At 57.9% G+C, this 22,651-nt stretch carries 17 protein-coding genes; 15 read left to right on the top strand and 2 right to left on the bottom strand.

Annotated elements, in window-relative coordinates; genetic code table 11:
- The first annotated feature begins 562 nt into the window (after positions 1-562).
- From D3P08_RS01410 to cntE, 9 genes are all read left to right on the top strand, one after another.
- Positions 563-1,363 (top strand): hypothetical protein, encoded by an 801-nt coding sequence (locus D3P08_RS01410; RefSeq protein ID WP_119597633.1) that lies wholly within the window; start codon positions 563-565, stop codon positions 1,361-1,363.
- Positions 1,364-1,536: 173 nt separating this feature from the next.
- Positions 1,537-2,388: a helix-turn-helix domain-containing protein gene (locus D3P08_RS01415; RefSeq protein WP_119597634.1), complete on the top strand. Its 852-nt coding sequence runs from the start codon at positions 1,537-1,539 to the stop codon at positions 2,386-2,388.
- 85 nt (positions 2,389-2,473) lie between these two features.
- Positions 2,474-3,148 carry an SOS response-associated peptidase gene (locus D3P08_RS01420; protein ID WP_119597635.1) on the top strand — a complete coding sequence of 225 codons (675 nt, stop codon included), beginning with the start codon at positions 2,474-2,476 and terminating at the stop codon, positions 3,146-3,148.
- Positions 3,149-3,327: 179 nt separating this feature from the next.
- Complete coding sequence (gene cntA / locus D3P08_RS01425) at positions 3,328-4,932, top strand: staphylopine-dependent metal ABC transporter substrate-binding lipoprotein (protein WP_119597636.1); 1,605 nt, start codon at positions 3,328-3,330, stop codon at positions 4,930-4,932.
- Positions 4,933-4,941: 9 nt separating this feature from the next.
- On the top strand, positions 4,942-5,877 hold the full coding sequence (gene opp1B, locus D3P08_RS01430; RefSeq protein WP_119597637.1) for a nickel/cobalt ABC transporter permease: 936 nt from the start codon (positions 4,942-4,944) through the stop codon (positions 5,875-5,877).
- Positions 5,874-6,767 (top strand): staphylopine uptake ABC transporter permease subunit CntC, encoded by an 894-nt coding sequence (gene cntC / locus D3P08_RS01435; RefSeq protein ID WP_119597638.1) that lies wholly within the window; start codon positions 5,874-5,876, stop codon positions 6,765-6,767. Before opp1B ends, cntC begins: the two co-directional genes overlap by 4 nt.
- Positions 6,768-6,772: 5 nt before the next feature.
- Positions 6,773-7,579, top strand: coding sequence for a staphylopine uptake ABC transporter ATP-binding protein CntD (gene cntD / locus D3P08_RS01440; protein WP_206098905.1), 807 nt, complete (start codon positions 6,773-6,775; stop codon positions 7,577-7,579).
- A 2-nt stretch (positions 7,580-7,581) separates the two neighbouring features.
- Complete coding sequence (locus D3P08_RS01445; RefSeq protein WP_119597639.1) at positions 7,582-8,325, top strand: ABC transporter ATP-binding protein; 744 nt, start codon at positions 7,582-7,584, stop codon at positions 8,323-8,325.
- Positions 8,326-8,373: 48 nt separating this feature from the next.
- Positions 8,374-9,564: a staphylopine family metallophore export MFS transporter CntE gene (gene cntE, locus D3P08_RS01450; protein WP_119597640.1), complete on the top strand. Its 1,191-nt coding sequence runs from the start codon at positions 8,374-8,376 to the stop codon at positions 9,562-9,564.
- Between the two features lie 101 nt (positions 9,565-9,665).
- Here cntE and D3P08_RS01455 read toward each other — a convergent pair whose 3' ends face one another.
- Complete coding sequence (locus D3P08_RS01455; RefSeq protein WP_119597641.1) at positions 9,666-10,661, bottom strand: electron transfer flavoprotein subunit alpha/FixB family protein; 996 nt, start codon at positions 10,659-10,661, stop codon at positions 9,666-9,668.
- Positions 10,662-10,700: 39 nt separating this feature from the next.
- Positions 10,701-11,498: an electron transfer flavoprotein subunit beta/FixA family protein gene (locus D3P08_RS01460; RefSeq protein ID WP_119597988.1), complete on the bottom strand. Its 798-nt coding sequence runs from the start codon at positions 11,496-11,498 to the stop codon at positions 10,701-10,703.
- Between the two features lie 356 nt (positions 11,499-11,854).
- Here D3P08_RS01460 and D3P08_RS01465 point away from each other — a divergent pair, with 356 nt between their 5' ends.
- The 6 genes from D3P08_RS01465 (at position 11,855) to D3P08_RS01490 (ending at position 22,633) form a co-directional block, all read left to right on the top strand.
- Positions 11,855-14,056: a (Fe-S)-binding protein gene (locus D3P08_RS01465; protein WP_119597989.1), complete on the top strand. Its 2,202-nt coding sequence runs from the start codon at positions 11,855-11,857 to the stop codon at positions 14,054-14,056.
- A gap of 708 nt (positions 14,057-14,764) precedes the next feature.
- Positions 14,765-17,218: a 3-hydroxyacyl-CoA dehydrogenase/enoyl-CoA hydratase family protein gene (locus D3P08_RS01470; RefSeq protein ID WP_119597642.1), complete on the top strand. Its 2,454-nt coding sequence runs from the start codon at positions 14,765-14,767 to the stop codon at positions 17,216-17,218.
- 16 nt (positions 17,219-17,234) lie between these two features.
- Positions 17,235-18,449: an acetyl-CoA C-acyltransferase gene (locus D3P08_RS01475; protein ID WP_119597643.1), complete on the top strand. Its 1,215-nt coding sequence runs from the start codon at positions 17,235-17,237 to the stop codon at positions 18,447-18,449.
- 63 nt (positions 18,450-18,512) lie between these two features.
- The gene (locus tag D3P08_RS01480; protein WP_119597644.1) at positions 18,513-20,303 is read left to right on the top strand and encodes an acyl-CoA dehydrogenase family protein; all 1,791 of its coding nucleotides are present in this window, start codon (positions 18,513-18,515) and stop codon (positions 20,301-20,303) included.
- Positions 20,304-20,318: 15 nt separating this feature from the next.
- Positions 20,319-22,199, top strand: coding sequence for a long-chain-fatty-acid--CoA ligase (locus D3P08_RS01485; RefSeq protein ID WP_119597645.1), 1,881 nt, complete (start codon positions 20,319-20,321; stop codon positions 22,197-22,199).
- Between the two features lie 5 nt (positions 22,200-22,204).
- On the top strand, positions 22,205-22,633 hold the full coding sequence (locus D3P08_RS01490; RefSeq protein ID WP_147381763.1) for a PaaI family thioesterase: 429 nt from the start codon (positions 22,205-22,207) through the stop codon (positions 22,631-22,633).
- Positions 22,634-22,651: the final 18 nt, after the last annotated feature.

Genomic DNA, 22,651 nt, shown 5'->3' on the forward strand with positions numbered 1-22,651 from the left:
CCGCGCTTGCCCCGGTCGCCGTCATCGCCTTTCTTTCCGCGTTCTCCAGGAGGCCCTGGAGGTCCGGGTGGTCCTGGCGGTCCGGGAGGTCCGGCAGGACCGATAAACTCTTCACGGAGCCGGGAGATATCCACTTCAAGCTCCGGTTGCTGCTGGTGCTGCTGAAGAGGCCTAAGTTTTGTCTTGGATACGGCAATTTTTTTACGACTATAAGTCGGCAGCTTCTTATGTCTTCTTCGCTTGCTCGAAGCTTTACCGCCTGAAATATGCTTAATAAAGACGGTCCGTTTCTTGAAGCCGCGTTTGCTGATTTTACGCTTGGTCACGTACTTCAGTTGGAGCACCTCCTAGGTGATTTTCTTTATACTACGGGCGAATACATAGTTTTGCTTGGGTGTAGACGGGCGGGCGCATAGGCATTTCACCATTTTTTAAAAAATGGGCGGATTTCCGCAGAGTTGACATTGTATTTGAGAATGGTTATCATAACACCATACTGAAAGTGAGAACGGTTATCAATTGATGGGCGGTAAGAAAACGAGCGCAAAGAGGGTGAAGATAGATGCAAACCGAAACCAAGAAGCCGTGGAACTGGATGCTATTCCCGTTTTCCTCCGTGAAGGCAAGCTCTTTCGGGGTGTTCGCGGCGTCCGTCGGTTACGGCGTATATGAGATCGATCACAACTACAAGTGGGATAAGCTTGGTTCAGGGCTTCAAGATTACGCAAATATTTACAGACTTGGCCTGCACCAGGAGCTGCTGCATGCCTGCACGGCAGACGGATTGTACGAATGGGCGGGGGAGCAATGGGAGAAGGACGGATTATCGCTGCCCTGTTATCAATATAAAAGGATTGGAGGCGCGTGTTACGCCGCCACGGATGACGGAATATGGGTTCGAACGGGATCGAAATGGGGGCAGCTGTGCTGCGAGGGCTTAAAGGTTTACGATTTTTTGAACTTGCCGCAGTATGTGATCGTCGGGCATAACAGCGGGATATCGCTGTACGACCGGTTTATGGACGAATGGGCAAGCTTCGAGCTGAACCGGAGCGTGACCAGCTTGGCTGTCTACCGCGGCCATCTGATCGGAGCGAGCGACAGGGGGGAACTCATTGTCGGCGACAAAAAGGGGCGGTTCGAGCTTATCCAGTTCGGACGGCGTTTCGTATTTTCCGTAGCTGTCAAAGAGGGCGTAACCTATGCGTGCACCGACCATGGCTTATATAAGCTTGCTTACATCGCCGACAGACTGATCCTGTTGGCGGTAGAGACAGGCTTTCCGGTGACGGATGTCGATCTCCGCGGGAACACCTTGTACATGGCGACGCTTTTCCATGGAGTCCGGACATTAGAAATTTAATCTAGGCCGTATAAAGCTTCGTTACTGCCCGAAGAGGGCGGATGACGCGGCTTTTTTTATGGAAAAAGCCGCGAAAGATAGTATGGACAAAAGCTCGGCTCTTCAAGTAACATGGCAGTATTCACGGGAATTGCAACGATGCAACGATGCTGCGCATCGAAGGAGAGATCAGCTTGTCAGACGAATTATTGTTAACGTTTCGGTCGCCGCCGCTTCCTTTTTTTATAGAATCGAACCGTATTACCTATCAGGCCGGCGAAGAGCACCCGAATCGTACGAATTTGGGCGTCTTTGACCTCTTGTTCGTGAACGAAGGGACGCTTTATGTAGCCGAGGAAGACCGCAAATGGACGTTAATGCCCGGCGACGCTCTCATTCTGCGGCCTGACCGATGGCATTATTCGTTCCGTCCCTGCTCGGAGGAGACGGTGTTCGATTGGGTGCATTTTCAGACGGTGGGCGCCTGGGAGGAGACCGAGGATCATCAGCCGGGAACGATTCGAGGCGATTACTATACGTACGCGATCCGATTGCCCAAAAAAATGAAGCTTTCCTATCCGGATGAAGCAAAGCAAATATTCGCGCAGCTGCACGAGGCCGCCAAGAGCTCCTCGCACGGGGCGTTCTGGGACCGGCAGCAGCGGTTCTTGCATTTGCTTCTAATGCTTGACGAAGGCTGGCGCTCCGACGCGGCCCGAGCAGCCGTATCGATTGCGGAGCGCGCCGCCGCTTACCTGAAGCTGAATTATCGCTCGCCAATCAGCAATGCGATGCTAAGCGAGGTGCTGGAGCTGCACACCAACTATATCACGCGCTGCATGACCGAGGTATTCGGGTGCACGCCGCAGCAATATTTACTCTATTACCGGCTCGATCAGGCGAAGCTTCTGCTGATCAAAACGGATTGGACGATCGCGAGAATCGCCGAGGAGACGGGGTTCCGCCAGACACCGCATTTCTCCAGATTGTTCGCGGCGCATACGGGCATGCCGCCTTTGAAATTCCGTAAACGCTTTACTACGTAGCTGCATGCAGCTTAACATGAATAATTTTCCTCCGCTCTACAAACACTGGATTCATTACCCAGCTAAGGGCGAAGGAGCGATAGCGATGATTGAACGGTTTTCATTGACAGCGGAAATAGGACAGATCATGGAGAAGTTCGGCATACAGAAGGTGATGCACGGGCATGCGAGCCGATTCAACATCACCCCGACCCAGACCGTATCGATCATAATGAACGACAGGCACGATACGCGGGTGCTTCAGGATTCAAGGTGGGGACTATTCCCGTTCTGGGCTAAAGATTCGGTGAATACGGACCATTCGACGTTAGGAGAGAAGCCGTTTCTGCAGCGGATGCTGAAGCGCCAGCGGTGCATTATTCCGTGCAGCGGCTTCTACGGGCAAAAGACGTTCGGCAATGAACGCGATCCGAGAGCGATGCATACCGTCGTGCCGACGCAGCCGCTGCTTGCGATTGCCGGCATTTATGATTGCTGGCGCCATGTGAACGGCAAAGAGGTGCGGGCCGTCACGATGCTGACGGCCGAGGCATCGGGCTCGATGTCCGTCTGGCAGCCGCGCGTCCCTGTTATTCTCGACGAGGAAGGCGTCGAGGATTGGCTGGATCCGAAGCTGACGGAATTCAGCAGGCTTCGCAAGCATTTGGAGGCGATGGAGGGTTATCTCATGCGCTCTTATCCCGTCACCAACGCCGTCCGCGACGAATGGTACGAGTCCCCCGACTGCATTAACGAAATCGCGGTACCGGATTTCGCTTAAGCCTACAATCAAGCAAGGCCCCCGGCTGTAATGGCTGGGGGCCTTGCTGCGTTTATTCGAGCGCATGTTCACAGGTATTTATCGTAATTATTACGAATAGTATTGACAGTGGACGTGGAAATGATTATGATTTTTCCTGAGATTAAATCGTAATAATTACTATTAAAGGAGAGGGAGCCATGAGAAGAAAAAACGCCGCCGTCTTATCATCGATAATTGCGGTATGCGTGCTGCTTACGGCGTGCAGCGGCGGGCAAGCGGAACGGTCGGGGAGCCCGAATAACGGCCAAGAGCTGATCTACGCGACGGCAAAGGATATTAACGATATGAATCCCCACTTGTATCCGGGATCCATGCCGGCGCAAGGAATGGTGTACGAATCGTTGGTGGAGAACACGAAGGAAGGCATCAAACCGCTGCTTGCCGAGTCATGGGACATTTCGGAGGACGGCAAGGTCTACACGTTTCATCTTAGGAAAAATGTGACGTTCCATGACGGCGAACCCTTTAACGCGGAGGCCGTCAAGCTAAATATCGAAGCGGTGCAGCGCAATGCGGAAAAGCACGCCTGGATCAAGCTTTCGACCAAAATTGTCAGCTGCAGCGTCATTGACGAAGACACGGTCGAGCTGGTGTTATCGGAGCCTTATTATCCGGCGCTCGAAGAATTGTCGATGACGAGGCCGTACGTCTTTTTATCGCCGAAGGACTTCAAGAACGGGGAAACGAAGGACGGCGTGAACGGTTATCACGGGACGGGTCCTTATAAGCTCGCCGAGCATCAAACCGAGCAATACGCCGTATTCGAGGCCAATGACCATTATTGGGGCGGCGCGCCGGCCATAAAAAAAATTACGGCGAAGGTGCTGCCTGCGGGCGAAACGACCTTCTTGGCTTTGCAAAAAGGCGAAGTCAACTTCGTCTTTACGGACGACCGGGGAACGGACAGCATCGATATCGAAGCGATGAACAGCTTGGCGGACAGCGGGGATTATCAGCTGGTTCGAAGCGAGCCCATGAATACGAAAATGATTGTGGCGAACAGCAGCGCGAGCAGCCCGGTGAAGGAAACGGCGGTCCGCGAAGCGTTATGGCATGCGGTCGACAGAGAGACGATCCGCAAGCAAATATTCAGCGGGACGGAATCTGCCGCGCATACTTTGTTTGCGCCTAACGTCAATTACGCAAAGGTTGATCTCGCCAAGCGGGACTTTGACCTAGAGAAGGCTAAGACGATTCTCGAGAATGCCGGCTGGCAGCTGAGGGACGGCGGAGAGATTCGCATGAAGGATGGCGCGCCGCTCGCCATGAAGCTTTACTATGACGTCAACTCCTCATCGCAGAAGTCGCAGGCGGAGTATATCCAAAGCACGGCGAAGCAGATCGGGATGCAGCTTGAGTTAATCGGCGAGGAGTCGGCTTCCATCGCGAACCGGAGATCGACGGGCGACTACGACCTGCTGTTCAACCAAACCTGGGGTCTCGCATACGACCCGCAAAGCACGATCGCCGCCTTTACTTCCGAAGCCTCCTACTTACATACGACAAGCGGCATTGCAAACGCGGAAGAGCTGTATGAAAAAATCGAGCAAGTGATGGTCTCCTCGGACGATGAAACTCGAAAGGCGCTATACAAGGATATTCTGACAATCGTTCATGACGAAGCGGTCTTTATTCCGATTACGAACGGAAGCGTAACTGTCGTGGCCCCGAAAGGCTTGAAGGGCATTTCCTTTAAGCAGACGCAATTCGAGCTGCCGTTCGAGCAGATGGCATTCGAGTAGAGGGCAGCCATGGGATTGTATATGGTCAAGCGGATTCTTCAATCCATTCCTTTGCTGCTTGCGGTATCGTTTTTTACGTTCGCCTTTATTCAGCTGTCGCCGATGGATCCGGCGGAAGTGGTTCTGCATGCGCAGGGCGTGCCGAAAATAACGGATGAGCTGATTGCGGAAACGAAGACGGCCCTCGGAATGGACCAGCCTTTTCTAGTCCGTTATTCCAACTGGCTTGCCTCTTGCCTGCAATTCGATTTTGGAAGCTCTTATATAACGGGCAAGCCGGTATGGTCGCAGCTGGGTCCCGCGTTATTCAACACGATCAAGCTGACGGTCGTCTCGGTGGCCGCAATCATTGCCGTATCGATAGGATTTGGCGTCTATTGCGCATGGAGGGCAGGGAAAATGATCGACCGATCACTCAGAGGCCTTTTCTTCTTTCTCACTTCGATGCCGTCGTACTGGCTTGGCACCCTGATGATCTGGTATTTCTCCGTGAAGCTGGATCTGCTGCCGACGAGCGGAATGGATTCCTACCGGAGCTATATTTTGCCGGTCGCATTGATCACGGTCAGCTACGCGGGCATCTACTTCCGGATCATTCGAAGCTCCGTCTTGAGCAACATGAATGAAGATTACGCGATGTACGGAAGGGCGTGCGGATTGCCGGAGAAAAAGGTGAGAGCGCGCATCGTTAGAAATTCCTTGCAGGTAGCCGTATCGGTGTTCTGCATGGCGGTTCCTATTATTCTCGGAAGCACAGTCGTCGTTGAAAATATATTCGCATGGCCGGGACTCGGCACGCTAAGCGTCAACGCCATCTTGGGCAGAGATTTTCCGGTCATTCAGGCCTATGTGCTCGTTTTGGCGGCAGCCTTCGTTCTGTTTAATACGGCCTCGGACATCTTGAACGCGGCGCTGAATCCCAAGTTAAGGAATGATCGGTCATGATGTTCTTAAAAAACGTGCTCAAAGACAGGGTGGCGGCGGCCTCGTTCGCGATTCTTGTCGCCGTAATGACCGTTGGCATTTTTGCTCCGGTCTTCGCGCCGCATGATCCCGAAGAAGTTCATATGGAGCTTCGGTACGCGTCCGCTTCATGGGAATATTGGCTGGGCAACGATCATCTGGGCAGGTGCATCTTATCCCGGCTGATTTATGGCATACAGCCCAGCGTATTGGGGGTGCTGGCGGCGCTGCTGCTGTCCGTGCTGCTCGGAGCAGTGATCGGTTTTGTTGCGGGCTACTTCAGAGGTAAGACGGATGTCATTCTGATGCGGATATGCGACGTGATGCTTTCTTTTCCGAGCTATGTGATGACCCTCGCGGTTGTCGGCATTTTCGGAGTCGGGCTTGAACATATTTTGATGGCGTTTCTATTGCTCAAATGGGCTTGGTTCGCCCGTATTATTAGAACATCCGTCATGCAATTCAGCGAATCCGACTATGTGAAGTTCGCCAAGGTTGCCGGCGTCGGCAACGCGGCCATAATGAGGAAGCATCTGATTCCGGCCGCGCTGCCCGACATTGCCGTCATCGCGAGCAGCTCTTTCGGCTCGATGGTTCTGCAAATCTCGGGCTTTTCCTTCCTCGGGCTAGGCATTCAAGCTCCTAAAGCGGAATGGGGAATGATGCTGAACGAAGCCAGGGAGGTTATGTTTTCGAAGCCCGAATTTATGCTGGCGCCGGGACTTGCGATCATTATTGTCGTATTGGCCATCAACTTCCTGTCCGATGCGTTTCAAGCCGCAGTAGATCCGAAGCTCGCGGCCTCGAGCCGAAAAGAACGAAGCATGGCCGAAGCCGCAGCCGGCAGGCTGGAAAGAAAAGAGGTGGCCTAAGACTCATGGTGAACATGCTGGAAATCAGGAAGCTGACCATAAGGGAGCGAAGCACCGGGAAAGTTATTATTCCGGATAGCTCCTTTGACGTGAAAAAGGGAAGCTGTCTGGCGATCGTAGGCGAGAGCGGGAGCGGAAAGTCGTTAACCTGCAGAGCGATTATGCGTTTAAATAAACCCGGAATCGAGCAGGCCGGGGACATTTGGCTGGGCGGAGAAAATCTGGCGAAGCTGCCGGAGCAGGAAATGAGAAGAAGGAGGGGGAGGCGGCTGTGCATGATTATGCAGCACGGCATGCGAGCCTTCGACCCTTCCCGCGCTGTAGGCGTTCATTTGATAGAGACGCTGGCTGAGCATTTCGATTGGAGCAAGAGCGAAATGACCGGGCGAATGAAGCGCGCGCTCGAAAGCGTGAGGCTGAACGCACCGATGGACGTCATGAACGCCTATCCGCACCAGCTTTCCGGCGGCATGCTGCAGAGGGTGATGATTGCGCTGACGCTCGTTCTGGAGCCCGACGTCGTCATTGCCGACGAACCGACGACGGCCCTTGATACGGTCTCGCAATACGAAGTGGTGGAGCAGTTCATCCGGCTCAGGGAGCGACTCGGCAGCACGATGATATTTATTTCGCACGATTTGGGCGTCGTTCGAAAAATCGCGGATGAGGTTTTGGTTATGAAGGATGGGCGCATCGTCGAGCATGGGACCACAGGCGCCGTATTTACAAAAGCGCAGCATGATTATACCCGCAGCCTGGTAACGGCAAAGCTGTCGCTGCATCAGCATTTTCGCCAAGTGATGGGGGAGTAGAGATGCTTCATGTTCACCGCGTGCAAAAAAGCTACCGCAAAGGCGGGATGCTCTCGAGGGAAAAGAAGCAGGTGCTGCACGGCATCAGCTTCGATTGGATGCCGGGGGAATGTCTGGGCGTGATCGGCGAAAGCGGGAGCGGAAAATCGACGCTGGCGAGGCTGCTTCTGGGCATCGAGAAGCCGGATGGCGGAACGGTACGCTTCGATGGCCGAAACGTAGCGGACCGCAAGGCCAGATTAGGCAAGATCAGCGCCGTGTTCCAGGATTATACTTCGTCCATGAACCCTTTCTATACTGTGGAAAAAATAGTGTTGGAGCCGCTTACGACCCGATACGGGCGACATTTTAATCATCACGGCAAGATCGATTCCCTGCTCTTTCAGGTCGGGCTGGACCCGGCTTATCGGGTCAAATATCCTCACGAGCTGTCAGGCGGGGAGGCTCAGCGGGTGTGCATCGCAAGGGCCGTGGCCGCCGAACCGCAGTGCATCGTACTGGACGAGGCGATCAGCTCGCTTGACGGATCCGTGCAAGTCCAGGTGCTTGATCTGTTAAAGGATTTGAGGAAGCTGTACGGGATGGGATATATCTTTATTACGCACGACATCGAGGCTGCCGCCTATCTTTGCGATAGGGTGATGTTCATTCGGGAAGGACGTTTGGAGGAAATGATCGGAGTGAACCGGTTGAAAGAGGTGCAGTCTCCGTATGCTCAACACATGCTGAAGATGGTCATTAGGTAATGATGCGGGCTGCGGGGGGCCAAGCGGTTTATGGAAAGGAGTCGGAGTGTGAAAGGGGCGCTTGCTTGGCCGTTTATGCGGCTATATGGATTAACGCTGCTCTATTTTAGCGCAAACGCGATACTTACGGTCCTCATTCCGTTAAAAGGCGATTCGCTCGGCGCCGCCAATTCGGCGATTGGGATCATCATGGGCGCGTATTTGTTTACCACCATGCTTTTTCGGCCGTGGGCAGGGCGCTTCATTCAAAAATATGGCCCGGTCAAAGTGCTTCGCGCGGTTTTAGTGATCAACGGGTCGGCGCTGTTGCTTTATACATGTACCGGATTGGAAGGATATTTCGCGGCGCGGGTGCTGCAGGGCGTTTGCACGGCTTTTTTTTCGATGGCGCTGCAGCTCGGCATGATTGACGCGCTGCCGGACGAGCACCGCTCGCAGGGCATTTCCATGTATTCTCTATGCTCGTACATACCAGGCATATTTGGGCCGCTGCTCGCGCTCGGCATATGGCAGGCGGGGAATTCGGCCTATTTTACCGCCGCTATGCTTTTTATCGCTGTCAGTACGGTCGCGGTAGGCTTCAGCGCGAAGATTGACGCGAAGGAGGAAGCTGCCCCTGACCGGGAAGATCAGGGAACGGCAGCCGCGATGAAAGGCTTCGCCGGATGGTTCAGGCATCCCGAGCTGGTCAAATGCAGCGTCTTGATGCTGGCGGCTTCCGCCGTATTTGGAGCGGCCTCTGTCTTTGTGCCGTTGTACGCGGAGCAAGTAAAGGGCGGGAATGCGGGTGTCTTTCTCATGCTTCAAGCGGCTGTCGTTGTTGGATCCCGGTTTACGCTGAGGGCAAAAATCCCCTCCGACGGCAAGTGGCGGCCGCTCTTGATGATGGGGATGATGCTCGTTTTGGCCGCAGGGGCGGCTTGTCTGAGCCTTGCGGCGTCTCACGGAGCCGGTTACTTTTATGCCGGGGCCGTGTTCATCGGAATCGCGCAGGCGCTTCTCTATCCGACGCTAACCACGTATTTGACGTTCGTGCTTCCGAAGGCGGGCCGCAACGAACGGATCGGGTTGTTCATCGCTTCGGCGGATTTAGGCGTATCGATGGGGGGAATGCTCATGGGACCGGTTGCGGACCTCGTCTCGTATCCGTCCATGTACGGGATTTGCGCGCTGCTCGCCGCGTCGATGACGGTTGCGGCATACAGGCGGCGCCGGCAGCCGAAGGCGTTGTCGTTATAGCCTTTCATCGCCGTCTGTTGCCTCTGGGAGCATCGCACTAACCATAGACACATAAGAAGAGCCTCGGCTGAAGCCGGGGCTCTTCTCGCGTAACGGTCGTATTAGCTCGAGCGGACGCGCAGCACTTCGGCGGTTAGAAGCGGCACGACCTCGAACAGATCGCCGACGATGCCATAGTCCGCCACCCCGAAGATGGGGGCGTCGGGATCCTTGTTAATGGCGATGATCGTGCGCGACTGGCTCATGCCGGCCAGATGCTGAATCGCGCCGCTGATGCCGCAGGCGATGTACAGCTGCGGCGTCACCACTTTGCCGGTCTGCCCGATCTGGAGGGCATAGTCGCAGTAGCCGGCGTCGCAGGCGGCGCGGGACGCGCCTACCGCGCCGCCGAGCGCGTCCGCCAGCGCGCGCAGCGGCTCGAAGCCCGCCGCGCTGCGCACGCCTCTGCCGCCGGAGACGACGACGTCGGCTTCGGCGAGATCGAGCTGCCCGCTGGCGCGGCGAAGCACGCCGCGCACGGCGGTGAGCAGCGGCGGCGGCGCGTAAGCGAGCGCTTGCGCCGAGCCGCCGCCTCGTGCGCCGGCATCCGCTGGCTCCGCCGGCGGCAGGTTGTTCGGGCGCACCGTGACGACCCACGGGCGCCCCGGCGCGAAGCTGCGCCGCTCGAACGCCTTGCCGGCGTAGAGCGGGCGGATGAAGCCGATGTCATCGCCGGAGGAGGCTTCGATGGCGGTGACATCGGCGATGTGGCCGGCGCCGTAGGCCGCGGCCACGCGGGGCGCGAGGTCGCGCCCCACGCCGGTATGGCCGAGCAGCAGCGCGTCCGGCCTTACCGCATCCATGGCTGCGCCCAGAGCGGCGAGGTACGCCTCGGGCGCATAGTCCTTGAGGGACGGATCGTCGGCGATATGGACGACGTCCGCCCCTCGCGCCTGCAGCGCGGCGGCGTCTTCCGCCGCGACGCCGGACCCGGCGAGGACGGCGTGCACCGCGCCGTCCTCGCCCGCGAGGCGCCTGGCTGCGCCCAGCGCCTCGAAAGCGACGCGCCGCAGCTGTCCGTCGCGGCGCTCGGCGAATACAAGAATCGTTCTGCTCATACGCTTGCAGCTCCTTTCCATTTGCGGCAGTGGCCGCGGCTACAGCACCTTGGCTTCCGATTGCAGCAGCTTTACGAGCTCGGCGGCTTGCTCCGCCGGCGAGCCCGCGATCCGTTTGCCTGCGGCGCGGGGCGGCGGAGGGAAGAGGGCGGTCCGGACGGTGCGCGCCGCCGCGCTAAGCCCGAGCTCGGATAAGTCTACCGTGCGCAGCGGCTTGCGCTTCGCCTTCATGATGCCGGGAAGCGACGGGTAACGCGGCTCGTTCAAGCCTTGCTGGGCGGTGACGAGCGCGGGCAGCGGGAGAGCCACGGTCTCGGTGTCGCCCTCCGCGTCGCGCTCGACAAGCGCATAGCGCTGCGCTTCGGCCGGGCGGGTCAGGCCAAGCTCAGCGGCAGAACCGACCGTCAGCTTGAGCGCAGCCGACGCATGAGGAAGGCCGAGACGCTCCGCAACCTGCAGCGCCACGCTGCCGGAGCCTGTGTCGACGGCGAACAGCCCGGCGAGCAGCAGGTCTGGGGCAAGCGGCTTGATAACCGCCGCAAGCGCCTCCGCGATTGCAAAGCTATCGTCCGGCAAGCCGGCCGCATCGACGCGGACCGCCTCGTCCGCACCGACGGCGAGAGCGGTTCGGAGCGCTTCCTGCGCGCGTTCCTCTCCGCACGTGACGACAATGACTTCGCCGCCCAGCTTTTCCTTGAGGCGGATCCCTTCCTCGAGCGCATATTCGTCGTAGGGATTAATGACGAATTTTGCGTCGCGCTCATCTACGCCTTGGGGCGTGACGGTTATTTTTTCCTCGGTGTCGAAGGTTTGCTTAAGGAGAACAACAATTTTCAGCATAGAAGCCTCCTGGAAGCTCTGACCCGGCGGATTAGCCTTGTCAGAAGGATTTGACTGTCCATCAGTGCTACCTTATGTCGGATGCAGGCCGAATAGACCGCTTCCAGATTCCCTCGCCAAAAGCATGTTCATGAGCGATAGGTCATATATATGGAGCACCGCGGATATTTTTGAAAGCGCTTTAAATGCTTGTCCGATTCAGTCGAACAAAAGCCCCGCAGGAGCTAAGCGGGGCGGCTGAACAGGGGGGGAGGGCTGTGCGAATGACAGGAATGTGGCAGGCGCTGCAGCTGCATGGGGAGACGCTGTCCGGGGAGGTGAGCTTATTTCTCGCGGATGTCCATGCGAACGTGATGCTGATCAGATGGGCGCTGTTTGCGCTGCTTGTCGGATGTGCGGTATGGATGTTCGCGGCCGTCGTGCTCAGACGGGTCCGCTACATAAGGCTCGGTGTTCCCTTCAAATTCGAGAGGCATACACCGAAGCGCGGGCGCGGCTTCGCCCGGGAAGTATTCGGCCACCGCAAGCTGCTGAAGGATGTCCGGAGCGGGCTTGCGCATTTGATTTATTTTTACGGCTTTATCATGCTGCAGTTCGGCGCGATCGACCTCATCTGGAAAGGATTAAGCGGCGGAGAACCGCTTCCCCTTCCGCTGTACCCGTATTTCTCGTGGTCGCAGGAGATGACGGTCTCGCTGGTGCTCCTTGCGGTGTTGTACGGGGCCTACCGGCGGTATGGAGAGAAGCTGCCCCGGCTGAAGCGCGGCTGGAAGCCGTCTCTTGTCATGTGGTTCATCGGCTCGCTGATGCTGACCATTTTGCTGTCCCTATCCTTCGAACGGCTGGCGGTAGGAGAGGCTGAGTCTGTTGCGCGGGAATTCGCGCCGGTCAGCGAGCCGCTCTCGAGGCTGCTGCATCAGGCGGGCGTGCAGGAGGGGAGCGTGGCTGCGCACGCCGGGTTCGAGCTGTTTTGGTGGCTGCATTTGCTTGTGCTGCTCGGATTTCTGCTGTATGTCCCGCAATCCAAGCATTTTCACCTGTTGACGGCGCCGGTCAACCTATGGTTCCGCCGCAACGAGCCGCATGGACGGTTAACGCCGCTTGATTTGGAGAATGAGGAAGCGGAGACCTTCGGAGCGGGAAAGATTGAGCATTTTAACCAAAAGCAGCTGCTGGATTTGTACGCGTGTGTGGAATGCGGGCGTTGCACCAACGTTTGTCCCGCGGCCAGCACCGGCAAGCTGCTGTCGCCGATGCATCTGATTGTGAAGCTGAGGGACCACCTGACGGAGAAGGGCGCCGCGCTTACGTCCAAATCTCCATGGCTGCCCGCCGGCTTATGGGCGGGATCGAAGTCGCCGCTGTCGGACGCCCATGTCATGGGGGCGGTCATGCCCGCTTGGGAAGTGCAGGGGGAAAGCGAGGAAGCATCGTACCGGACGAATATTTCTCCGACGATGACGGTCCAAGGAGCCGCTTGGGCGAGACGGGAAGGCGCCAAAGCGGAGGAGCTGGAGCTCATCGGCGACGTGATGACGGAGGATGAGCTGTGGGCTTGCACCACCTGCCGCAACTGTGAGGAGCAATGTCCGGTCGGCAATGAGCACGTGGACAAAATTATCGACATGCGCCGTTATCTCGTGCTTATGGAAGGCAGGCTGCCGTCCGATGGGCAGCGCGCGCTTCAGAACATCGAGCGGCAGAGCAACCCTTGGGGACTGCCCCGCGCGGAAAGAGCCGCATGGCTTGACGAATGCGAGCAGAAGACCGGCATTCGCGTTGAGACGATGGCGGAGCGTAAAACGAAGGGGCGTATGCCGGAGATTCTGCTGTGGGCCGGTTCGATGGGCGCCTATGACAACCGCAGCCGACGGGTTATGTTCGATCTGGTGAGGCTGCTTAACGAGGCGGGAGTCGACTTCGCGACGCTTGGCAATGAGGAGCGCAGCTCCGGTGACACGGCAAGGCGGATCGGCAACGAGCTTCTGTTCCAGGAGCTGTGCCGCGAAAATATCGAGACGCTGGAGAAATACGGCGTCAAGCAAATCGTGACCGCATGCCCGCATACATTCAATACGTTCAAAAACGAGTATCCCGACTTCGGGCTTAGCCCGGACGTCCGTGTGGAGCATCATACCCAATTGCTCGCAAGGCTGCTGCAGGAAGGGAGGCTGAAGCCGAAATTTGCGGTGCGCGAGAGGGTAACGGTGCACGATTCCTGCTACTTAGGCCGCTATAACGACACCTATGAAGCGCCGCGCAGTTTGCTCCGGGCCATTCCGGGCGTTGAGCTCGAAGAGATGGAGCGTTCCGGGCCAAACGGCATGTGCTGCGGTGCAGGCGGCGGACTCATGTGGATGGAGGAGCATGCCGGTACCAGGGTCAACTATGCCCGCACAGCCCAAGCGCTGGAGGTGCGTCCTTCCGTTATCAGCTCAGCATGCCCTTACTGCCTGACGATGATGGAGGACGGTCTCAAGACGCTGCAGGAGGATGGTCAGGTAACGGCTCGCGACGTTGCGGAGCTGCTTGCTGAAAGCGTATTCGGCAGTTAGTTCGTTTTGATGCGCTGCTCGCAGGTTGGCTTTTCAGGGGGCTGACGCTGCCTGTTTGTAGGTGCTCGGCCCACCAGTAACGTCGAAAGAGGAGGTTACTGAAAGAGGTAGGTTAGTCGGGATCTGCAGTAACGTCGAAAAAGGCGGTTACAGAAGGAGGGAGGCCAATCGAGCCCAGCAGTAACGTCGATTAACACGGTTACTGAAGGTGGGACTCCTGTCGGGCTCAGCAGTAGCGTCGAAAAAAGTCGGTTACTGAAGGAGGGTGGCCAGTCGAGCTCAGCAGTAACGTCGAAAAAGGAGGTTACTAAAGGGAGAAGGCCAGCCGAGCTCAGAAGTAACGTCGAAAAAGGAGGTTACTGAAAGAGGTAGGCCAGCCAAGCTCAGCAGTAACGTCGAAAAAGGAGGTTACTGAAGGTGGGACTCCCGTCGGGCTCTGCAGTAACGTCGAAAAAGAAGGTTACTGAAAGAGGTAGGCCAGCCGAGCCCACCAGTAACGTCGAAAAAGGAGGTTACTAAAGGGGGAAGGCCAGCCGAGCCCAACAGTAACGTCGAAAAAGGAGGTTACTGAAAGAGGTAGGCCAGGCGAGCTCAGAAGTAACGTCCAAAGCCAAGGTTAAAGGAGGCGGCTGGTCAGTCGGGCAAAGAGACATAACGATGTTTTCCCAAACTTGAACCTAACTAAATAAGGAGAGGTGAAGCTAGACGATGCCGCAATCATCATCTTCCAAGCTCCAAAAGTCAGGATCGATTCGAAACGCGGCGGTCATTGGCTCGGGCGTTATGGGGGCGGGAATCGCCGCTCACTTGGCGAACGCGGGCATGCGGGTGCTCTTGCTGGACGTTGTCCCGCAAAGCTTGACGGCCGAGGAGGAGAAGAAGGGGCTGACGCTCTCCGACGCAGCTGTGCGCAACCGTTTGTCCGCAGCGGCCGTCGCGCGGATGGCTAAGGCGCAGCCCGCTCAGCTCTACGATTCCGCCTGGACGAATCGAATTACGCCGGGCAATTTAACCGACCATCTCCAAGCGCTTGGAGACGTCGACTGGATCGTAGAGGCGGTAGTAGAACGGCTTGATATAAAAAAAGAAGTGCTGGAGGCGATCGAATCGGCGAGAAGGCCGGGCACGCTGGTCAGCACGAACACGTCCGGGCTTTCCGTCTCCGCGATGGCGGAAGGGCGAAGCCTGGAATTCCGGCGGCACTTCGCCGCGACGCATTTCTTCAACCCGCCGCGTTATATGAAGCTCGTTGAGATCGTGCCGTCGGAGGATACCGATCCGGAGACGGTGGCGCTTCTGACGGAGCTGTGCGAGAAGCGGCTTGGCAAAGGCGTTGTGGTGGCGAAGGACACGCCGAATTTTATCGCGAACCGGATCGGCTCCTACGGCATGCTCGTTACGCTGGCGGATACGCTCGCGTACGGCCTGACCGTCGAGGAGGCTGACGCGCTCACGGGTCCTGCGATGGGCAGGCCCAAGACGGCGACATTCCGCATGCTGGATTTGGTCGGGCTCGATACGCTGCTGCATGTCGTGGATAATGTGCGGGAGAGAAGCGAGGACGCGGAGGAGCGGGAAGTATTCAAAAGACCGGAGCTGCTGGCCCGGCTTGTCGGTCTCGGGCGGCTTGGCGAGAAATCCGGCGCAGGCTTCTACCGCAAGCAGCGCGGAGAGGGCGGCCGCAGCCGGATCGAGTCGCTGAGGCTCGATACGCTGGAATACGGCGACCCAATTCGCGCGAGCTCTCCTATAATCGACGCGGCCAAAGCGGCTAAAGGCGCCGCCGCCAAGGCGAAGGCGCTGCTCGCCGCCGATCCGTCGCATAAGCATGCGCAGTTCGCCTGGTCGACCTTGAAGAAGACGCTGCTGTATTCCGCCGCACAGGTCGGCGCCATTGCAGATAATATCGCGGACATCGACCGCGCGATGCGGTGGGGCTTTAACTGGGAGCTCGGCCCGTTCGAGCTGTGGGACGCCATCGGGCTAGAGAAGTCGGTTGCCCGGATGAAGCGGGAAGGCGACGCCATTCCGGAATGGGTAGAGACGTGGCTGGCCGACGGACATGACAGCTTTTACAAGACGGCCGATCAGAAACGGTTTTTTGCGACAAGAGGGGGTTATGCGGAGGAGAAGACGCCGGAAGATCTCATATCATTGTCCGCTTTAAAAGCATCGGGCAAAACCGTTCTGTCCACAACGGGCGCCAGCCTCATCGATATCGGCGACGATGTCGTTTGTTTGGAATTCCATTCGCCGAATAACGCGATCGGCGGGGAAATTTTGACGGCCATCCGCCAGACGGCGCAGGAGGTTTCCCGTAATTGGAGGGGACTGGTGCTGGCGAATGAGGGGCGTAATTTCTGCGTTGGAGCCAACCTTGCCTTGCTGCTTATGGAAGCGCAGAACGGGGAATGGGATGAGGTGGAAGAAATTATTCGCTTCTTCCAGGACAGTATGCTTCGGCTTAAACGGCTGGACCGTCCGGTCGTAGCCGCGCCTCATCGGATGACGCTTGGCGGCGGCGTGGAAGCCTGCTTGCCGGCGGATCAGATTATTTTGTCGCCGGAGACCTACTTCGGCCTTGTCGAGACGGGAGTCGGCCTTATTCCCGCGGGAGGCGGCTGTAAGGAGGCGGCGGGGCTAGCTGCCGCAAGAGCGAAAGCGGCGGCGGGAGGCGGCAAAGGAGGCGTCGACTTGCAGCCGCCGCTGAATGCTTTATTCGAAACGATCGCGATGGCGAAAGCGTCGACGAGCGGCCACGATGCGGTGAAGCTTGGGCTGCTACGCCCTCAAGACCGCGTTAATGCGCGGCAGGATATGCGCATTGCAGAGGCAAAGCGGGCGGTTCTGGAGCTGGACCGGGCCGGCTATACGCCGCAGCAGGAGGAGCGGATTCCCGTTGCCGGCAGGGAAGGCGTGGCGGTGCTGAAGATGGGCGTGCAGATGATGCGGTTGTCCGGCATGATCAGCGAGCACGACGCCCTCATCGGCGGCAAGCTGGCGCATGTGCTGGCCGGCGGCGATGTGAAGCCTGGAGCCGAGGTTAGCGAGCAATACCTGCTCGATTTGGAATGCGAGGCGTTCCTCAGCTTGTGCGGCGAACGCAAGACGCAGGAGCGCATGAGCCATATGCTTGCCACAGGCAAGCCGCTTCGCAATTGATAAAGGGGGAATCTGGGTGAGCAAGCAAGCGCGATTCGAGGAGAATGAGCGCGATGCCGTCATCGTGTCGGCGGTACGGACGGCGGTGGGCAAAGCGAGCAAGGGCAGCCTCGCCGAGACAAGAGCTGAGGATCTTGGCCGGGCGGTGCTTCGGGGGGCTCTGGAACGCGTGCCGGAGCTGTCCCCCCATACGATAGAGGACGTCATTATCGGATGCGCGATGCCCGAGGGCGAGCAGGGCTTGAATATCGCGCGGATCATCGCGTTATACGCGGGTCTGCCGGTGACGACTCCCGCCGTTACGATCAACCGGTTCTGCGCGTCCGGCCTGCAATCGATCGCATATGCGGCGGAGCGCATTCGCTTGGGCGAAGCGGACGTTATACTGGCCGGCGGCGTCGAGAGCATGAGCCATGTGCCGATGACGGGCTTTCGGCCTTCGCCGCACCCCGGCATCGTGGATGCGATGCCGGAGGTATACATGGGCATGGGCCATACGGCAGAGGAGGTGGCGCGCAGATACGGCGTATCCCGCGAGGCGCAGGATGCTTTCGCCGCTGCCAGCCATCAGAAAGCAGCGACAGCAATAGCGGCGGGCCTATTCCAAGAAGAGATCGTGCCCGTTCATGCCAGACGGTCCGGCACGGACGATAACGGCCGCCCGTGGGAGAAGTCGTTCACCTTCAGCATCGATGAAGGGGTGCGGCCGGAGACGACCGTCCATACGCTTGCGCCGCTGAAGCCCTCGTTCGCCAGAGAAGGAACCGTGACGGCGGGGAACTCCTCCCAAATGAGCGACGGAGCCGCAGCGGTCATCGTGACGAGCAGGAAGCGGGCGAAGGAGCTTGGACTTAAGCCGCTTGCCGCTTTCCGGAGCTTCTGCGTGGCGGGTGTCGCCCCTGAGATTATGGGAATCGGCCCGATCGAGGCGATACCGAAGGCGCTTCGGAAAACGGGATTAACCGTCCAAGACGTCGATTTGTTCGAGCTGAATGAGGCTTTCGCCGCACAGTGCGTACCGATCATCCGGGAGCTTCAGCTCGATCACGAGCGGGTGAACGTGAACGGCGGCGCCATTGCGCTTGGCCATCCGCTCGGTTGCACCGGCACGAAGCTGTCCGTATCGCTTATTCACGAGCTGGGGCGGAGAGGCGGCGGCATCGGCGTCGTTACGATGTGTATCGGAGGCGGCATGGGCGCCGCCGGCGTGCTTGAGGTGTATTCGGGCTAATCCGATCCCATTCGGCCGGATAGCCTCTTCATCTTATCGAAATCGAAAGGGAGGGCTGCTTAGATGACGGATACGAAACGGTTCGGCGGACGATTTGTAATAGAGGAGAGCAAACCGGAATCGATCGTAACGCCCGAGGATTTCACGGAGGAGCAGCGTATGATGTCGGTTGCCGCCGAGCAGTTTTTCGAGGCGGAATTGAAGCCGAAGGACGAAGAGATCGAGGCGCTGAATTACGACCTGACAGTCGAGCTGATGCGGAAGGCCGGAGAGCTGGGTCTGCTCGGCGCGGATGTCCCGGAGGCGTACGGCGGGATCGGTCTCGACAAGGTGAGCACGACGCTTTTGGCGGAGACGCTTGCGAGATCCTCTTCTTTTGCTCTGTCAGTAGGCGCGCATACGGGAATAGGGACGCTCCCGATCGTTTTTTTCGGAACGCCGGAGCAGAAGCGCAAATATTTGCCGGATTTAGCCGACGGGTCCAAAATTGCGGCCTACTGCTTGACGGAACCGGCCTCGGGCTCTGACGCGCTGGGCGCGCGCACGACCGCCAAGCTGTCGGAGGACGGCAAGCATTACTTGCTGAACGGCTCCAAAATATTTATTACAAACGCTGGCTTCGCCGATGTGTTCATCGTTTACGCCAAAGTCGACGGGGAGAAGTTTACCGCTTTTATCGTCGAACGGACGATGCCGGGGTTCAGCGTCGGGCCGGAGGAGCATAAGATGGGCATTAAGGGCTCCTCGACCTGCCCGCTTTACTTCGAGGATGTCCCTGTGCCGGTCGAGAACGTGCTGGGCGAGATCGGGAAGGGGCACCATATCGCCTTTAATATTTTGAATATCGGACGGTTCAAGTTGGGCGCCGCTTGTCTCGGCTCGGCAAAGGAGACGATCGAGCTCGCCTCTTCCTACGCGAATACGCGCAAGCAGTTCGGGAAGACGATTTCAAGCTATCCCCTCATCGCCGCGAAGCTGGCGGACATGAACATCCGCACGTTCGCGCTGGAAAGCATGATCTACCGGACGGCAGGCTTCATCGATGAGACGCTGCGCGATTCCGGCGAGGAGAGCGAATCCGCGGCTGCGGATGCGGGAATGCGCGCCGCCAAAGCGATCAGCGAATACGCGATTGAATGCTCGATGGTGAAGGTGTTTGCCTCCGAAGCGCTGGATGCCGTCATTGACGAGGGCGTGCAAATTCACGGAGGCTACGGCTATATCCGTGAATACAAAGTGGAGCGCATCTACCGGGATTCCCGCATTAACCGCATTTTTGAAGGGACCAATGAAATCAACCGCATGTTGATTCCAGGCACGCTGGTGAAGAAGGCAATGAAAGGCGAGCTGCCATTGCTAGAGAGGGTTCAGGCTCTGCAAAGCGAGCTGCTGCAGCCGATGCCTCTTCCAAGCTTCGACGAGCCGCTAAGCAAGGAAGCATACCGGGTATCCCAAGCGAAACGAACATTCCTTGCCATCGGCGGACTGGCCGTTCAAAAGCTGGGTCTGCGCCTTGAGCAGGAGCAGGAGGTGCTTTGCGTATTAGCCGACTTGATGATTCAAACCTTTGCGATGGAAAGCGTCTTGCTGCGTTCGCAGAAAATGCTGAGCCGAGACAAAAACGCGGATCAATCCAGGCTAGCCGCGGCAATGACGGAGGTCTTCATTCAGGAATCGATGGAGCGTGTGGAATGCCTTGCCAAAACTGCGCTGGCTGCCTTGGAGCGGGGCGACGGCTTGCAGATGCAGTTGTCCGTGCTGAAGAAGCTCATGCGGGCGCCGCTCTCGGATACGATCGCGCTCAAGCGGGAGATCGCGGCCCAGGTGATTCGAAGTGAGCACTATGTCGTGTAGAGGGGGAGAGCCAGCATGGAACCGCTTAGACCGGAAGACCCGCTTGTACCCGAACAATCGACGGACGAAAGTCAAAATGCCGATTCTGCGCCAGCGCCCGAGGCGGCCCTGGAGAACGCCGCTTCACCCGAGTCCGATTCAGAGGCTGATGCAAGCTCCCATGATGAAGCCGGCGAGCCGTTTCCGCGGCCATGGCTTCGTCACTATCCCGAAGAGGTTCCGCCCCATTTAACGTATCCCGAATGCAGCATCGCGCAGTTTTTGCTCGATGCCGCAGATCGCTACCCGGAGAACAATGCCCTATACTTTATGGGCAAAACGATGACGTACCGGGAGCTTTATGATGCGGCCGCCCGCCTGGCAAGCGGGCTGGCCTCGCGCGGCATTAAGGCGGGCGACCGCGTCGCGATTATGCTGCCGAACTGCCCGCAGGCCGTCATCTCCTACTACGGAGTCCTGTTTGCCGGCGCCGTGATCGTCCAAACGAATCCGCTGTATGTCGAGCGCGAGCTGGAGCATCAGCTGAAGGACAGCGGCGCTTCCGCTATTATTACGCTTGATATGCTGTATGCCCGAGTAGCGCGCGTCCGCGGCGAGACGCCGGAGGAAGGGCCGGTTCCGGAGTTGAAACATGTTATTGTCACTTCGCTTAAGGATGGACTGCCCTTTCCGAAAAATATGCTCTACCCGATCAAACAAAGGAAAGAAGGCTTTCGCCCGGATATCCCGTACGGCCAATACGGCGTTGCCGCTTACCGCAAAGTGCTGAAAGAAGGGAATTCGGACGCGCCTCTGCCTAAACTCGCCGGCGGGGACAGCCTGGCCGCGCTACAATATACGGGAGGGACGACGGGAACGCCCAAAGGCGTCATGCTCACGCATGCCAACCTGGTGGCCAATTCCTATCAGAACGCGGCCTGGTGCTATAAGGCTGAAGACGGCAAGGAGCGTTTCCTTGCGGCGCTGCCATTATTTCATGTCTTCGGGCTGACGGTATTGCTGAATATGTCCGTCATGCGGGCGGGCTCGCTTATTCTGCTGCCGCGCTTCGAGACGGAAACGGTGCTGAAGACGATCGACGAGCGAAAGCCGACGATTTTTCCCGGCGCTCCTACAATGTATGTTGCGCTTATTAATCATCCTAATACGGCCAAAAACGATCTATCCTCCGTCAACGTGTGTATCAGCGGTTCGGCCGCGCTGCCCCTCGAGGTGCAGGAGCGATTCGAAAGCTTAAGCGGCGGAAGGCTGATCGAAGGCTACGGTCTAACGGAGGCCTCGCCTGTTACGCATGCCAATCCGATCTGGGGACTGCGGAAAATCGGCACGATCGGCATTCCGTTCCCCGATACGGACGCGGCGGTCGTGGATCCGTCGACAGGCAAGCGGCTCCCGCCCGGCGAGCTTGGCGAGCTTTTTGTAAGAGGCCCGCAGGTGATGAAAGGCTATTGGAAGCGCCCGGAAGAGACGGCGAAGACGCTCGTTGACGGATGGCTTCGCACAGGCGACTTGGCGACGATGGATGAGGACGGTTACTTTACGATAATGGATCGGATTAAGGATGTCATTATCGCTAGCGGCTTTAACGTGTATCCTCGCGAGGTGGAGGAGGTGCTGTTCGAGCATCCCGCCGTGAAGGAAGCGGCGGTGCTTGGGGTCAAGGACGCTTACCGCGGCGAGACGGTCAAAGCCTATATCGTGCTGAAGGAGGGATGGCAAGTATCGCGGAGCCAGCTGGACCGGTGGTGCAGAGAGCGGCTGGCGGCGTATAAGGTGCCTCACTACTATGCATTTAAGGAAACGCTTCCAAAAACAATGGTCGGCAAAGTGCTCCGCCGGAAGCTTGCCGAGGAGGATACCGATTTAAGCGATGGTCCGGAAGGCGGAAAGGAGTGAGCGGCGTGGACGATAGCTGGATTCTGCAGCAGGCGGATGACGCCGGTCAAATGACCCGGCTTGCGGAACGGGCACAGAAAACTTTTTGGGGAATGCTAGGCTGTGAAATTGTGCAGGCAGATGGACGGAAGGCTGCCATATGTCTGGATATTGTGCCGTCCCACCTGAACCTGCTGGGCATTGTCCACGGGGGCGTATTAATGTCGCTGATGGATAACGCGATGGGCCTTGTGGTCATGCTGGCGGAGACGAAGGAACGCGCGGTGACCGCGACGATGAACACGCACTTTCTGGCAAGCAGTAAAGGCGGCCTGCTGACCTGCGAAGCGGAGCTGATTCATAGGACGGGCCGAACGCTGACGTTGGAATCGAGGGTGAAGGCCGAGGACGGCAAGCTGCTGGCTTTGGGCAGCGGAAGCTACCGGATTTTATAGCTGACGGCGCCCTCCTGG

The sequence above is a fragment of the Paenibacillus nanensis genome, from assembly GCF_003583765.1.
Classification (GTDB): domain Bacteria; phylum Bacillota; class Bacilli; order Paenibacillales; family Paenibacillaceae; genus Pristimantibacillus; species Pristimantibacillus nanensis.